Consider the following 15,661-nt stretch of genomic DNA (forward strand, 5'->3'; position numbering starts at 1 on the left):
GGCTGAACTGCACCCCATTTCGACCGGACAGTCGGCATAAGCAGAAAGGCTCAAGCACAGGCTTGAGGACAGGCTTATGTCTAACGAGTATCGACATGTTGAATTGCTGACGGGTGATGTGCGCCGCAGGCGGTGGACAACCGAGCAAAAGCTGACGATCATTGAGCAGAGTTTCGAACCAGGCGAGACGGTATCGTCCACCGCTCGCCGCCATGGCGTCGCGCCCAATCTGCTTTACCGGTGGCGCAGGCTCTTGAGCGAGGGAGGTGCTGCAGCTGTGGATTCTGACGAGCCGGTGGTCGGCAATTCGGAAGTGAAGAAGCTGGAAGATCGCGTCCGCGAGCTGGAGCGCATGCTTGGCCGCAAGACGATGGAGTTCGAAATCCTCCGCGAAGCCCTTTCCAAAGCGGACTCAAAAAAACGGATATCGCGGCCGATCTTGTTGCCGAAGGACGGTTCGCGATGAAGGCCGTCGCAGATACGCTGGGCGTATCCCGTTCCAACCTCATCGAGCGGCTGAAAGGCAGATCGAAGCCGCGCGGCTCCTATCATAAGGCCGAGGATGCAGAGCTTTTACCCATCATCCGCAGACTGGTAGATCAAAGGCCAACCTATGGCTATCGGCGGATCGCCGCGCTCCTCAATCGCGAAAGGCGAGCCGCCGATAAGCCCGTCGTTAACGCCAAGCGGGTTCACCGCATCATGGGCAACCACGCCATGTTGCTGGAGAAGCATACGGCCGTTCGCAAGGGCCGCATCCATGACGGCAAGGTCATGGTCATGCGCTCCAATCTGCGCTGGTGCTCCGACGGTCTGGAGTTCACTTGCTGGAACGGCGAGGTGATCCGTCTCGCCTTCATCATCGACGCTTTCGACCGGGAGATCATCGCCTGGACGGCGGTTGCCAATGCAGGCATTTCCGGCTCGGACGTGCGTGACATGATGCTGGAGGCGGTCGAGAAACGCTTCCATGCAACCCGAGCCCCGCACGCTATCGAGCATCTCTCCGACAATGGCTCTGCTTACACCGCGAGGGACACGAGGCTGTTTGCACAAGCACTCAATCTCACACCTTGCTTCACGCCGGTCGCCAGCCCTCAGTCGAACGGCATGTCGGAGGCATTCGTCAAAACCCTGAAACGGGATTACGTGCGCATATCACCTCTGCCGGACGCCGAAACAGCGCTCCGGCTCATCGACGGATGGATCGAGGATTATAATGAAATCCATCCCCATTCTGCCCTCAAGATGGCTTCCCCTCGGCAGTTCATCAGGGCTAAATCAACCTAGCCGACTTGTCCGGTCAAACGGGGTGCACTCCAGTGGCCTGCCGAAATTCTATGCGTTTCGTCTCGGTCCATCGTCGAAGGCGAAACAGCAGTTCTGGGTTTGAAGATTTCGTATGTCACAAGGTGAGTGATAGAGCGGGCGTTCAATTTGCCGACTATAAACCTCCAGGGATTCGGAATATAAACCCGCTGTTTTCCCATCTAAAATGTTTCGGTTGAGTATCACCCGCCCCCATCTGCGCTCCAGACGGGAGGTCCGGGCATCCCCGCCGCTCGCATTTTCTCGATCAGGTCCTTGGTTTGCACGATGACAGGGAAACCTCCCGGGGTACTAAACCATGGTTTGGGAGGTGTCGCTTGAACCTCGGTGTTACGTTTCCATCATTCAACGGCAGGAGATAGACTATGAGAGCGGTGAAAATCAGCGTGTACGCCATGGTATGGTTCAATATCCTTTTGGCAGGATGGCTCTGCATTCACATGCTTTACGATCCGGAGAGCTGGTACTTTTTCGTACCGGGAGTAACCGATACCGGAATGTTTAACCAGCATTTCATCCGGGACATTGGCATCATCCAGGGTTTCGTCGCGGCGGCCTTCGCCGTGGGATTGTTCAAGCCTAACCGGCGCACAGAGCTCTGGGCCGCCGCCACTCTCTGGCTCATTGCGCATGGATGTTTCCATCTGTGGGAAGTGGCCGTCGGTATTTGCTCGTCGTCGGTCATAATACGCGACTTTCCGGCAGTCAGCTTGCCTGCGTTGTTCGGAATTGCAGCAACGTGGTGGGCGTTCGCTCAGGCTAAACGCTCGAGCTCCAATGCGGACATGGCGATAGCAGGCGTTTCATAAGATCGCAGAGGGGGAGGGCGTGTCCCTCTGCCTTCTAGTCGACACTCAGTTCCGATGATCGCGGCGAGCACCCGCTCGCCCGGGTCATCGGCCATGCGGTTACTAATTGACCTACCCACCAATCCATTCCATCGGCAGCCAAACACAACGTCGTTGCGGTCAGGATGTTCGGCGGGAACAGACAACGCGTGGTCCTAGCCAAAAGAAAGCAGAGTCGTGTTCAAGACATCGCGATGCCTTGTGATCACGATGCCGTTCGCGGCTGTTATCGTTTTGCTCCCGAGTTCGGTCTCCGCTCATGTGAAATGGTTCGCCCCCTTCATTGTGGGAGCTCCGCCCGAACCCGTTACGCACACCTTGGAAGACCTTTGGTTTTGGGTTGGCGTCAGCCTTGTATTGTTATTCTTCATACTAGCGTGAGTGATCGAACGCAGTTCAATTCATAGGGAGCCAGCATTATTCAGGCCCTCAACTATGCCACCGGCCCGCTTTGGAGGCGGCAAGACGACTACATCAGGTCGATCATTGCCGCATTCTTTGTTGCAATTTTCGCCGTTGGCGGCGTCTATCTCACACCCGATCTGAAGACTCCCGCGGAATGGGTTTCCTGGTTGCAGCTCGTGATCGCCGCTGCATCTTCTTTCGCCCAACCATGCCGATAGCTGGGGCCGGTATTGTTGCCCTCTGGATCTTCGCGCTAGGTGATTACGAACTCTTTCATTTGTTTGACTACCTTGCGTTAGGGCTTGGCGTAGCCGGATACCTGATCCTCGAACCAATGAGCAATGAAAAGCTTCGGTCGCGCCGCTTTGAAGCGCTTCGTTGGGGGCTGGCAATAGCTTTGATGTGGTCCAGTCTGGAGAAGTTTGCCTTCCCAAGCTGGTTCTATCCGCTGGTTGTCGAGAAGCCATTCCTCACTTTCGGGATGCCGCGTGATGTGTTCATCCCAATGGCGGGAGTGACGGAGTTCACTCTGGGATTTGGTCTGCTTTGGACGCCATTGATCCGCAGACTTTCTGCTATCGCGCTCCTCGTAATCTTTACAGCCGCGGTCTGGCCATTCGGCCGGGTGGACCTCATCGGTCACGGGCTCATCATGGCAATCTTAATTGCAGTGTCGGCTGATCAGCGTTCAGGCGTGGATCTCATGACATCCTTCAAGCGCAGGCTGGTGAATATTCCGATCGGTCTCACCACTGCGCTGGTTGTTTTCTGCGCTTCGTACTGGGGCCTTCATTTCGCGTTTTATGGAATGGACGGAGACCAAGCCATCGGTGACATTCAAAAAACAACGCACTCGTACAGTTCGGAACATCCGCACGGACCCGGTGGTCCCAGCAACGCGTTGGAAAATCAGATGCACCCCTGACCGGCAAGTGCCGAGCTGCTGTCCGGGCAGCGAGTTAGCAGTGAGCCAATTCTCAATCGCCTCAAACTTTCGGGGGGCGCATTAGCGAACGCTGGGAACCTAAACCAAGGTTTGGTCCCATATGGCTTGAATTTGTGATACAGAACGCTGGTCGTGAGAAGATCCGTGATGTGAAGCGGACGCGACTGGATAGAAATATGAACGTGGGAAAGGGACCCGAAAACGTGAGTTCTTTTTCAGATATTGAGGGGACACGATGCAAAGCGCTCAGGCCGGAATAGAAATGTCCGCCGAACCTATCGTATACGTTGTTGACGACGACCTGGAAATGCGGGAGGCGTTGCTTGACCTATTCATGGTGACGAAAAAACGCGCATCTGGATTCGCGAGCGGGACTGAATTCATCAAACTAGCCGACACCACAGTACCAGGCTGCGTGGTAGTCGATCTGCGAATGCCGGGCGGTAGTGGCCTAGACCTTCAAAGTCAGCTTATCTCCATGGGCAGCAGGCTCCCAGTTATTTTTCTCACCGCCTATGCGGATGTACCCACGAGCGTCAAGGCGATGAAGGCGGGAGCTAGTGACTTCATCACCAAACCATTCGCCAACCAGGAGCTTCTGACAGCGGTCGAGCATGCCATTCAGCTGGACTCAGAGCGGCGCAAAGCAGATGAAGAACTCGATAAGATCCGCCTCTTGGCTGACTCGCTGACGCCGAGAGAGAAAGAAGTTATGCACGCTGTCGTAAGCGGCTTAATGAACAAACAGGTCGCATTCGAGCTCGGTATCAGCGAAATGACGGTCAAGCTGCATCGGATGAGCGTAATGAGGAAGATGCAATGCCGCTCTCTGGCCGCACTGGTACGGTGTGTCGAGCAGTTGCAGCGGGTCGCGGGGGAGCCTCCCCGCATTCGGGCGGCGTAGCTCCAACCGACGCTTTTGTGGCAGCCAGCCAACGCAAAGTAGCCCCTATGTCAGCTACCTTGAAAGGGACAGAACGGGTGAGCTGTGCTACGGCTTCTCGACGGCCCAGATTCCGTGTGCCAGTTAGGGTTCATCCAACGAACTTAAAAATAAGATTACTAATATACAAAAACCACAACGCGGCTGACTAAGAACAATTGATGTTAAAGACACGTATAGAAGAATTGCCAGATCAATTGCGTGAGCCATTGATGAAATCGGGTGTCATCATAAACTCATACCTCATGGGGCTTGGCTTCATTCACATGGATACCTCCAGAGACCCGTCCTACAAGGAGAACCACCTACTATCGTATCTTGTTCAGGATTTCCTTCAATCGTCAATTTCGCTACTGACTTTGGGTGCCGAAGGACTGCTAAACGTCGCAAAGCGCGAAATTCGCTTTATTTTGGAAGCGAGCATCAAGCTTTGCTACGTACAGCAAAAAGAGTACCAGCTTCCAATTAAGAAAAAAATTGAAAAGTTCGATGCAGAATTGAAATCACAAAGGATTTCCGTAAATCGTGAGTTAAATCTATACCTTCTGCCCGAAGCTGAAAGAATGCCATTCATTGAAGAGTGCGGGCGCATTTACGGCCTCACATCTAGCTACGTGCACCTGACGCCTGCCCAACTGAATCAGCGAATTGCGGCAATCGATTTGGGGCGAACCTCCGGCAAGGAAAGTCCCGAGGAAATCGACGAATTGAACGCTATTGTGGCGAGAGGGTTGGCGGCATCGCTGGTGCTTTTATTCCATAGCGTGCCCCAGTACGTCGCCGGAGACCTTTTGGTTGGCGCCAACGGGGATGGGCCAAACTGGTATTTCCAAGGGTCACGTTTCGTCGCCGCGATCGATAGTGAGTACGATTACAAACACGAGCGGCAAGCTCGATTACAAGAAATCAAAGAGCTAAGGCAGCGTAAGGTTTTCTTTTAAGTTCTCGGTAAAATCGTAACATGGCGAAATTCGAAGTTCCGTTGGACACCGTAGGGAAGCCTATTTCTGCAACGATTGCAGCTCTCTCTGGAAGAGCACTTCCGGTATCAGAGGGTGAAACAAAAGTGCATCCTTATCGATCAATACCTGCTGCGGGCAGCCGATTTGCGAGGGCTTCTCGTTAACGAAGACGCTCAAGTCAGGACGAGATTTACAGCGGATGGTTATACCACAACTTTTCCTTACGCCTGAAGACGTGAGGAGTCGGCATCAGCTCTTGCGCGTTTCGCGCTCGCTTTGTTGTTCGCCAAGCCAGCAAACGCGTGTTCATCGCGTTTGAAGCCAAGTGTTCGATTGGTGTCAGGCAATAGGGCTAGGGGCGATCGATCTCGTCGAGTGCGTGACCCTTGTCCCCGCTAGTATGCGGGCGAACGCATGTGCGCCGTCACCATTGAACAGGATTCCCGGATTACCGCACGCCATTCCACCTGATCGTAGCTGTCGCCCACCTGAACACTTAAACCTACGTTTATCTATCGCCCAATGGGTGATCGCTTAGAGTTGCTCAAGGTAGCCCGATGCAGGCGACCGGTTCTTCACTTCCAACTCAGGAATAACGCAATGACACAGCGCGTCAACTTCGCGAAAGAATCTCCGGATATCATGAAGAAGTTCATGGAATTCGTGACTGCCACAAAGGACAACGTCGTTGAGGAATCCATTCGGGATCTGGTGAACGTACGCGTCGCGCAGCTTAACAACTGCACCTTTTGCCTGGATATGCATATTAAGCAGGCCAAGCTCCACGGCGAGCGGGAGCTCCGGCTCTACCACCTCGCATCGTGGCGCGAGTCGATGCTTTTCTCTCCGCGCGAACGCGCTTCGCTGGCCTGGGCAGAAATCCTAACGAAGCTTCCTGACCTTGGGGTGCCGGACGACATCTACGAGCGCGTTCGCTCCCAGCTTAGTGAAAAGGAGCTGTCTGACCTGACCTTCGTCGTCATGTCTGCCAACGCCTGGACCCGCGTCAACGCTGGCTTCATGACCGTACCAGGATCATTCGACACAGCCCTCGGTCTCGACAAGGCTGAGTTGAACTAAGGAATGTGCTGCATCGGCGTCGGTGCGGCACCCGTCATAATCATCTAAAGGAGAGCAAAAATGAAGATTGTCGTCATTGGTGGTACGGGCCTAATCGGGTCAAAGCTTGTCCAGCGCCTGGAGGCAAAAGGGCATGATGTCATCGCCGCTTCGCCTGCTTCAGGCGTCAATACCGTCACAGGTGAGGGGCTGGCAGAAGTTCTTGCTGGCGCTCAGATTGTGGTGGACGTGGCCAATTCTCCATCCTTCGAAGACAAGGCAGTCATGGAGTTTTTCGAGTCTTCCGGTCGTAATCTTCTGGCGGCAGAGGCTACCGCTGGCGTTACGCACCACGTGGCACTTTCCGTCGTCGGAACTGATCGCTTGCAGGGTAGCGGATATTTTCGTGCGAAGCTCGCCCAGGAAAAGCTCATCAAGGAAGCTAGCATTCCTTACACTATTGTCCATTCCACGCAGTTTTTTGAGTTCATGTTCGGCATCGCTCAATCTGGTGCTCAGGGCGATAAAGTGCATCTCTCCCCTGCTATGATGCAGCCGATCTACTCGGATGACGTCGCCGACGCGCTTGTTGACTTCGTTCTCGGTAAGCCTCTCGATGGGACGGCCGAAATAGCTGGTCCTGAGCCGATCCGTATCTCCGATGCGGTTGAAAAGTACATGCGTCAGATCGGCGACAACCGCGAGATCGTTGTCGACAGCCAAACTCCCTATTTCGGCGTCCGTCTTGACGACAAGACTCTCATGCCATCGGAAGGTGCACGGCTCGGGAAGACGTTGTTCTCCGAATGGGTTAAAACGGCAACGCCACCCCCGGCGCGCTAAGTCAAACTTCTATATAACGCCCTGCTTCGGCAGCACGTGGAATCGGATAGGCGGCAGCCCGAATACAGGGTTGCCGCTTTCGATTCACAGTGCGCTGAAGCAGCGTAGCCCCATTGCTTGCAGGACGCGGAGCTTTGTATGGGTTGTCGTCTCGAGCATCAAAGATCGCCACCCCCACAAACTCGCCAGGTTTCAAAGAGCCCCTGTATCCCTAATGGGATGCCTCTCGAGCGGTCACGGATTTAGACTCGGGACCAGCGCGGACATCACGGTACGCAGCAGGGAGGTGACCATCGAGGGTTCGTTCCGAAACCTTGCGAACCGGCCGAGATCGTAGGCCACATCTCGCAAACCCCGAGCATTTATTGCCGCTGGGCCGCGCTCAGATTGTTGAGGCTTTCATAGTAGTCCTCGCCCTGTCCGAGAGAGAAATAAGTTTCGGGAAGCTCGTTGAACTCAGGTAGGAATTCGGGAGCACGAAAGCCTGGGAGCAGGTTTCGGGAGGGTTGCAGTCCCATCCGGCGGATCTTCACAGACCCTATCTGATGTCTGACACCCAGCTCATCTATGACCGGGACTGTGAACATCGTTCTAAACGAGAACCAATCGTCCCAACCGTCCACGATGAGGTAAGCGCAATCGGTTGGGTTGTCGGGAATAGGACCTTGAAGAATTCTGAAAAACATCTCGGATGAAGTATTCTCGGGGTGAGCGTGCCGCTAAGCTATTGAGAACCACTATAGGCTGCAACTGTTCGTTTTTTTGGCATTACGCCAGCGCTGGGCCATGCACTTTAAAGCCCGTGTTAGTGGCCTGTAAAACTTGTGGAGGAAAAGCGAATTGTTGTCGGTATGATTGCATTGTCATTCGATATCCGTTGGCAGGTTGGGAGCTGCATCGTACTCATAGACGATGGCCAAGACTATTACGCAGAATCAGATCAGCGGTGAGATCGGGGAGACAGCCACAAGGTTGTGCTTCCTCAAAATGGGCTTCCAGTTTGATGGCCGCTCCCGCTTGGAAGCAGGCATAGACGGGATCGCCGAAGTAATGCTCGAAGGCAGGCCAACTGCTGGAATGATCGCTGTCCAGGTAAAGACGACCGAGTCCGGAATGTACTCCGGTGAGGACGACCATGGCTTTAGTTATCTTCTGCGGGCCGAAGACCTCGAGTACTGGCGTCCCAGCAATCTGCCGGTCATCATCGTCCTGCATCGAATTTCTGACGGCAGCCTCTACTGGAAGGAAGTACCGACGGGTGATGCCTTCCAGGACAGGCGTTTGAAATTCAACAAGGCGGAGGACAGGCTCGGACCCTCCGCAGTGGATCGACTGGCGTCGTTGACGGTTCCGAAGACCGGTTTCGGCTATTACATACCCCCGCTGGGCGGCGGCGAAGAGGCTTTGGTCAATATCCTTCCGGTCACGCTGCCCCGAGAGATGTACGTTGCCACTACCAAGTATGATCGAAAGCAGGCGAGCGCCATCATCCTCGGTGACGACGAACCGGCGCGGTTCGACTGGGCTACCAAGGGAGGCGTGTTCTGGTCGTTCCACGATCCACGGATGAGCGTCTGCCGGAAGTTCGTAGACCTTGATCAGGTCGAAGCCATTGAGGTCGAGCACCTGGCCTTTCACGAGGACGAAAACGAACGGAACAACTTCGCGTTCCTATTGCGTCAGACCCTTAGTCATCAGGTGCGCGGCAACCTCTCTTGGAGCAAGGAGAAGGGACTTCACTATTTTACAGCACGAGCCAAGAACACCGGTCGCGTATTCAAGTATCGGGCCTCGAAGAAGAATACCGAGGCGGAGGTTGTCAACGTCGTCATGGATAGAGACAAGCCGGAGCGGGTATCGTTTGTCCGTCACCACGCGTTCATTCCTCGGTTTGAGAGCCTTTTCGACGAGTGGTATCTTGTGATCGAGCCAACGTACTTCTTTACCTATGACGGCGTAACCCCCCACACCGCGCCCGATGCCTTGCTGTCTGGAAAGAAGCGCTTGGACAATAGCAGCGCCATCCGCGGCCAGGTCATCATGTGGCACCGCTTCCTGCAGAGTATCGAATCCAAAGCTACGGACCTCTTTGCCGCTCCATCCGGCGAACCGTGGTTGACCTTCGGAGAGCCCCCAATGGTTCAGCTCCCGACACGTGTCCCCGAAGATGTATGGCGTACTAAAGCCAAATCGGCCGGAGAGGAGGGGCTGCAAGGTGTCTTCGAAATTTAGGGCGCGGACTCGTTAAATGATGCAATCCATATCCTTATTGCTGCGAGCTTGAGTGCTGCCAGATAGTTGTCGGCCCGGCGGTCATATCTTGTGGCAAGTCCGCGCATCTGTTTGATACGATTGAAAAAACGCTCGACGTGGTTGCGCTGACGATAGACCCAGCGGCTGAAGCTGAAGGTCTGTTTGCGGTTGGCCTTGGCGGGAATGTTTGCCCAGCATTTCCGTTGCTTGGCAAAGCGACGGATCGCGTCGGTGTCATAAGCCTTGTCCGCAAGAAGCGTCGCACCGGGCCGCAATCCGCTCAGCAACTTTTCCGCCATGGGAGCGTCGGCAGCCTGACCTGCGGTCAGCTCCATACGAACAGGCCGCCCATCGGCATCCACGAGCGCATGGATTTTGGTGGTCAGGCCGCCACGGGAACGTCCCATGCAAGGATCGGCAGAGCCCCCTTTTTAGCGTTGGCACCGTGCTGGTGAACGCGAACGCACGAGCTGTCGATCATCACGATGTCACCCGCATAACGCTTTGACACGGCATCAAGAAGTTGATCCCAGACACCTGCCTTTCGCCAGCGAGAGAAGCGATTGTAGAGCGTCGTTCGCGGGCCATAGCGCTCGGGCACATCGCGCCAGGACGAACCCGTCCTAAACCGCCAAAGGATACCATTGATCACCCGGCGGTCATCAACGCGTTTCACTCCACGGCTCTTGGTGGGAAGCAGCGGCTCGATGACGGCCCATTCTTCGTCGCTCAGTTCGTGACGGCGCATGACGATCTCCCTTCAAGGGGAGTGAATCATAATCCGCTCGCCACATGAACCCCGTTTATGGGGACGCGTCCTAGAACCACGATATTTCAAGAGCCGCACCTCGAGTTTGGCGATAACCACCACAACACCGATCCGAGGCGCGGTCTCGTTGTTGGCGGACCGTTGCAGACCCCTGTCGGAGACACCATCAAGATCGCCGTGGTCGGCAGCGCCAAGACCGTCGAAGACGCCAAACGCTTCATGGGCACTGTCGCCGGGGGCGTCGCTGGAAACGGTGAGAAGCATCCGAATATGCACCCTGATTTCCCCGGCTTGGGCAATCAGAATCCTTATAGATGCAAGTTCGAAGTGGATGAGCGCGCGACCGCTGCCATCCCTCAGTCGAAAATCGACAAAATCAAGAGGGAGCCATACACCGATAAGGCCATCGAAATGGCCGTCGACGAGATATTCAAGGAGCTCCAAGCAATCGACGAGAGTGGAAATCGCCCGGACGTTGCTGTCATAGCCCTCCCTGTTTCCCTGATCGAAAGGGTGTGGAACGCCCGGCCCGACGCAAGCGATGGCAGTGAAACAGATGCCGTCGAGCGGGCAGACGTCCTGAATTTCCGCGGGCTCCTCAAGGCAAAGTCGATGCATCTGAGCTTTCCGACCCAGATCGTGTGGGAGGATGTCTTTGATGGGAAGGCCTCAATCCCGAAAAAGATCAAGGAAGACAGCGAACGCAACACTCAAGACGACGCCGATGTCATCTGGAACCTGATGACATCGCTGTACTACAAGGGGACTGGGCGCATACCGTGGCGGCGGATGCCTCATCTAGGTGAGTTCACCGCCTGCTACATCGGCGTGAGCTTCTATCGGGAGGCTGGCGGGAAGGACCTGTTCACGAGCGCGGCGCAGATGTTCGACGAGCGTGGCCGCGGCTTTATCCTGAAGGGTAAGCGCGCAGAAACTGAGAGTAGGGGGCGGCATCCCTACATGACCAGGGATGATGCCCGTGATTTGATCCTAGAAGTGCTTGCTGCCTATAAGGCCCACCACCGGAACTACCCCGCCCGTGTCGCTGTCTACAAGACGTCGCGCTTCCGTGAGGAGGAGGCGGAAGGGATCACCGAGGCGCTTGCCGAATCCGCGATCGAGATGAAGGACCTGGTCTGGATTCAGGAGCGGACGGCTATGAAGGTGCTCCGCGACGGCAACTATCCTGTAATGCGCGGCACATTCGTCGAGCTCGACGGAAAGGGTCTGCTGTATACGAACGGTAGCATTCCGTACTACGGTACCTATCCGGGCACCTACGATCCCCGACCGCTACTCATTTGCCCCCACGAATCCAGTGACAACACGGTCGAACAGATTGCTAAGGAGGCCCTCTCCTTGACCAAGATCAACTGGAACTCGACCCAGATGAACCAAAAGCTGCCGGTGCCGATCAGGGCAGCCAGGAAGGTCGGCGAGGTGTTGAAATACGTAGGTGACGACAAGGTGAGCTCGGACTACTCGCGCTATATGTGACCGCGAGTAGTCCGGCGAAGCGGCTGATCTCAATTTTGCTCCTATCGACGCCCATGCGAGCTCTAGTCGAGGGCCATCGGCAGATGAAATCCTGCGAGCACCGTACCATCGCTTTCGTACTTCGCTTGAAGGCGGTGGCGGGACTGCGCCGCCTGCTGCTCGCTGCGGCTGCCACCGCCTTCAGCCTAGGCGGTCCATGGTTTTCGACTAGCTGGATTGTTTGTGGTTTGCCATCGCGCTTCATCCGGCCGATCCGCTGAAGCGAGGAGCAAGAGGTCCGATATTAGTTCAGCCACGGTGATCTCTATAGTACGCGCGCAGGGAGTTGAGCGTCAGGCGGGAAGCTTAGGCCGTTAATCGGCGATTACGTTCCCAGTGCGTGTGGTCGCTCTTGCGAAGTCGCTCGCGCCCGCCACCTGAATAGACGATGGATGCTCCGAATATAAGTCTTTCGGCAGGTAAGTCACATTTCTAGGCCGCTATCGACAGTGGGGGTGCTCGCACGAGCACCCCCACTAGCCTTCTTATGTCTTCAGAAAATCCAGGATGTCGGCATTGATGATATCGGCATGAGTTGTAGCCATTCCGTGTGGCAAGCCCTTGTAGATCTTGAGCGTAGCCTTTTTGAGGAGCTTCGCGGACAATTCAGCTGAGTCAGCCACGGGTACAACCTGGTCGTCGTCACCATGCAACACGAGCGTCGGAACCGAGATAACCTTGAGGTCTTCCGTAAAATCAGTTTCGGAGAAAGCTTTGATGCCGAGATAATGGGCATTAGCCGCTCCAGTCATGCCCTGTCTCCACCAGTTTTGGATCATGGCGTCAGATGCGGTCACGCCTTCGCGATTGAAACCGTAGAAGGGACCGCTCGCGACATCAAAGTAGAACTGCGACCGATTGGCGGCGAGCGCCTGACGGAAGCCATCAAATACCGAGATTGGAAGGCCGCCGGGGTTGCCGGAAGTCTTCACCATAAGCGGGGGGACAGCACCAATGAGTACGAGTTTGGCAACGCGGTTTTTGCCGTGCTTGGCGGTGTAACGAGTGGCTTCGCCGCCGCCGGTCGAATGGCCAACATGAATGGTTTGCCGGAGATCGAGATGTTCGACAACGGCTGCTACGTCCGCGGCATAATGGTCCATGTCGTGCCCGTACCTAACTTGGCTCGATCTGCCATGTCCTCTGCGGTCGTGCGCGATTACCCGATAGCCCTTGTTCATGAAGAAGAGCATCTGGTTGTCCCAATCGTCGCTGCTTAGAGGCCACCCGTGATGGAAAACGATGGGCTGACCGTCCCGTGGTCCCCAATCCTTGTAGAAAATATCCACGCCATCCTTGGTGGTGACATAGCCAGCCTCGCCCACTACGCTCTGCGATCCTTTTGCCGGTTCAGCAGCTGCAGCCTTTGATCCGACCGCCGCTGCGGCGGCGAGCGAAACGCTTCCCGTCATGACCTTGCGACGGCTTGTAATCAGTTCTTCCTTCGTCATTTCAGCTTCTCCGTTCGATAGCCAATACGCCACGATCATGCCCAGGGTTCAGGGGCATCGTGACAGCTTAGGCTAGCGGCTGGGGTTGGCTCGAGGAACTATACGTGCGTTTGGTGGATACCCAAGGTTTATACGACATAGAATAATTTCAGTTGATCTACAGGTTTGCAGATCTTCTTGAAGAGTTATTAAGCGGCTAAGGGCTGGGGCTGCCGCAAATTGATTGGGAAAGGAGGGATTGGACCCATTTCTCCAGTCAATGCCCAAGAGGCTTTCGACAGCGCCGCGTCCAACGCCAATTTCACGGCCTCCAGTACAAATCAACGCCGAGCCGTCGACGGAGGCGGAGGGCAGGGTACGCCCGGTAGGCACAAGTCTTGTGTCCGTGATCCGTCTAATGATTTCCCTCCGACGTCACTAAATTCCAGCTGCTGAGAGGGTACGTTGCCAAGGTCGATAAACCAGACCGCCTGTCATGCCCCATTTCAGCATGTGTCATATCTCGGAGATTAAATTCGATGCACCATCAGCTCGTTACCGATCGGAATGCCTTGAACTCACAGAGCCGAAGGAGGTTTCTCGGCGGCATCGCAGCTGTAGGCGCGACGTTAACAGCGCCCAATACGATGTTAGCGAGCTCCGACGGCCTCACTCTGCCGAGAGCCTCATCCCAAATCACGCCCTTCACCGTTGAGATTCCGCAGGCGGCTATTGATGATCTAAAGAGCAGGTTGGCTGGCACGCGGTGGCCCGACCAGGAGACGGTTGGTGATCGAAGCCAAGGTGCCACGCTTCATGATGCCAAAGCATTGGTGGATTATTGGGCTAGACATTATGACTGGCGAATATTCGAATCCCGCATCAACAAGTATCCGCAATTCCGTACTGAAATAGATGGTTTGGGCATTCACTTCATCCACGTGAAGTCCAAACATCAGAACGCCCTCCCAATCATTATGACGCACGGGTGGCCCGGATCGGTGGTTGAGTTTCTTGACACGATCGAAATTCTCACGGATCCGACGTCGCATAATGGCCGGGCGGAAGATGCATTTCATGTTGTAATACCATCAATTCCCGGTTTTGGATTCTCAGACAGACCTTCCGGCTCCGGCTGGAATGCCGAGCGCACTGCTGACGCCTGGGGCTTATTGATGCAACGGCTTGGTTATACCCGTTGGGTCGCCCAGGGCGGAGATTGGGGTTCGCTGATTACGCATCGTCTGGCGCAGCGCAAACCGAGCGGGCTTATCGCCGCGCATGTGAACCTCCCCCTCGTGTTCCCCATGGAACCGCCAGTCGAACCAAGTGCGGAAGAGCAAAAGGCGCTGGAGGACATGTCAATTCTCAGCCGCGAAGGTTCCGCCTACGCGTTCCAGCAGGGAACCCGGCCCCAAACCCTTTCATACGGATTGGCTGACTCACCTGTAGCCCAAGCCATGTGGATCTATGAAAAATTGCAAGCTTGGTCTGATAATAATGGAAACATCCAGGATGCGCTGTCGATCGATGCGGTGCTCGACGATATTTCCCTTTACTGGTTCACCAACACAGCTGGTTCATCAGCGCGGTTTTATTGGGAGGTCTTCAGAACCGGTTTTTCCAACTACTCGGCGGGTCGAATTGATCTCCCTATGGCAGCAACGATCTTTCCGAGAGAGTTCTATCGTACGCCACGTTCATGGGCTGAAGCGGCCTGGCCAAACCTCTATTACTGGAGCACGGCACCACGCGGTGGCCACTTCGCTGCGTGGGAACAGCCGGAGACCTTCGCCACTGAACTCAGAAAGGCGTTCTCAGCCATGAGATGACGGATAGGTACCCGTACGGTTCGGGGCTGAGCATTGCCTCCAACGCATCGATCGCTGACCAGGGTCTGACAGTCGCTGGGTGGCGCTAGCGTTTAGCGGTTTAAGGTTTACGAAATCGGAGGTTAGGGGCTTTTTGCAGCAGGAGCTCCTCTAGATTATCGAACTTCGCAAAGCCATTGCGTCATCAAAGGCGACCTTGAAATACTGGATTAAGAAGCTGTTTCGTGAGAGCGATAATGTCTGATCCCAGTGCCGCCATTCCAGATCTCTTCGATCCCGAAGACCCCAAGCTTTCCGAACCACCGCCGCCAACTCTTTATAAGTATATGGTGGCGGAGCGTATCGATGGGGTTCTTGAACAGGGCATGGTTCGATTTACGCATCTCCTCGACACGAATGACAGCTTTGAGGTCCAGAAAACGTTTCGGCGCTTTGCAGGTCCGAAGCTTATCAAGATCATGCAGGGCGCAATCAGTGCCATGTAGACGCCAGAATACATAGAGAAA

13 protein-coding genes are annotated in these 15,661 nt (G+C 55.2%); 11 read left to right on the forward strand and 2 right to left on the reverse strand.

Translation table 11 applies throughout. The features are described 5' to 3' along the window. Nucleotides 1-76 precede the first annotated feature (76 nt). The 8 genes from AGR1_RS03205 (at nucleotide 77) to AGR1_RS03240 (ending at nucleotide 9,567) form a co-directional block, all read left to right on the forward strand. A protein-coding gene (locus AGR1_RS03205) for an IS3 family transposase (protein ID WP_149146157.1) occupies nucleotides 77-1,290 on the forward strand; the annotation gives its coding sequence in 2 pieces (ribosomal slippage) (nucleotides 77-413 and nucleotides 413-1,290; 1,215 coding nt in all). Nucleotides 1,291-1,694: 404 nt separating this feature from the next. After that, nucleotides 1,695-2,138, forward strand: coding sequence for a hypothetical protein (locus tag AGR1_RS03210; RefSeq protein ID WP_149146158.1), 444 nt, complete (start codon nucleotides 1,695-1,697; stop codon nucleotides 2,136-2,138). Between the two features lie 598 nt (nucleotides 2,139-2,736). Then, a complete protein-coding gene (locus AGR1_RS03215) occupies nucleotides 2,737-3,507 on the forward strand; it encodes a hypothetical protein (RefSeq protein ID WP_246669624.1) in 771 nt (256 codons plus the stop codon). Nucleotides 3,508-3,763: 256 nt separating this feature from the next. After that, the gene (locus tag AGR1_RS03220) at nucleotides 3,764-4,432 is read left to right on the forward strand and encodes a response regulator (protein WP_149146159.1); all 669 of its coding nucleotides are present in this window, start codon (nucleotides 3,764-3,766) and stop codon (nucleotides 4,430-4,432) included. Nucleotides 4,433-4,632: 200 nt separating this feature from the next. Further along, nucleotides 4,633-5,412, forward strand: coding sequence for a hypothetical protein (locus tag AGR1_RS03225; RefSeq protein WP_149146160.1), 780 nt, complete (start codon nucleotides 4,633-4,635; stop codon nucleotides 5,410-5,412). A 621-nt stretch (nucleotides 5,413-6,033) separates the two neighbouring features. Then, a complete protein-coding gene (locus tag AGR1_RS03230; protein ID WP_149146161.1) occupies nucleotides 6,034-6,513 on the forward strand; it encodes a carboxymuconolactone decarboxylase family protein in 480 nt (159 codons plus the stop codon). A 60-nt stretch (nucleotides 6,514-6,573) separates the two neighbouring features. Continuing rightward, a complete protein-coding gene (locus AGR1_RS03235; RefSeq protein WP_149146162.1) occupies nucleotides 6,574-7,335 on the forward strand; it encodes an SDR family oxidoreductase in 762 nt (253 codons plus the stop codon). Between the two features lie 912 nt (nucleotides 7,336-8,247). Then, the gene (locus AGR1_RS03240; RefSeq protein WP_149146163.1) at nucleotides 8,248-9,567 is read left to right on the forward strand and encodes a DUF4365 domain-containing protein; all 1,320 of its coding nucleotides are present in this window, start codon (nucleotides 8,248-8,250) and stop codon (nucleotides 9,565-9,567) included. Here AGR1_RS03240 and AGR1_RS03245 read toward each other — a convergent pair. Further along, a protein-coding gene (locus tag AGR1_RS03245; RefSeq protein ID WP_246666603.1) for an IS5 family transposase occupies nucleotides 9,564-10,342 on the reverse strand; the annotation gives its coding sequence in 2 pieces (ribosomal slippage) (nucleotides 9,564-10,013 and nucleotides 10,016-10,342; 777 coding nt in all). The two genes, AGR1_RS03240 and AGR1_RS03245, sit on opposite strands and share 4 nt — an antisense overlap. 156 nt (nucleotides 10,343-10,498) lie before the next feature. Here AGR1_RS03245 and AGR1_RS03250 point away from each other — a divergent pair. Continuing rightward, a complete protein-coding gene (locus tag AGR1_RS03250; RefSeq protein ID WP_246669625.1) occupies nucleotides 10,499-11,854 on the forward strand; it encodes a hypothetical protein in 1,356 nt (451 codons plus the stop codon). Nucleotides 11,855-12,378: 524 nt separating this feature from the next. On the opposite strand, the gene AGR1_RS03255 is transcribed toward AGR1_RS03250, so the two are convergent. Beyond that, nucleotides 12,379-13,344, reverse strand: coding sequence for an alpha/beta hydrolase (locus AGR1_RS03255; protein ID WP_149146165.1), 966 nt, complete (start codon nucleotides 13,342-13,344; stop codon nucleotides 12,379-12,381). Nucleotides 13,345-13,862: 518 nt separating this feature from the next. On the opposite strand from AGR1_RS03255, the gene AGR1_RS03260 reads away from it, so the two are divergent. Continuing rightward, entirely contained in the window at nucleotides 13,863-15,155 is a 1,293-nt protein-coding gene (locus tag AGR1_RS03260; RefSeq protein ID WP_149146166.1) for an epoxide hydrolase family protein, read from the forward strand. Between the two features lie 236 nt (nucleotides 15,156-15,391). Next, nucleotides 15,392-15,640, forward strand: a complete 249-nt coding sequence (locus tag AGR1_RS03265; RefSeq protein ID WP_149146167.1) for a hypothetical protein — start codon at nucleotides 15,392-15,394, stop codon at nucleotides 15,638-15,640. The last annotated feature ends 21 nt before the right edge of the window (nucleotides 15,641-15,661 follow it).

This window comes from Agrobacterium sp. B1(2019) (genome assembly GCF_008274755.1).
GTDB classification, from domain to species: Bacteria; Pseudomonadota; Alphaproteobacteria; order Rhizobiales; family Rhizobiaceae; genus Agrobacterium; species Agrobacterium salinitolerans.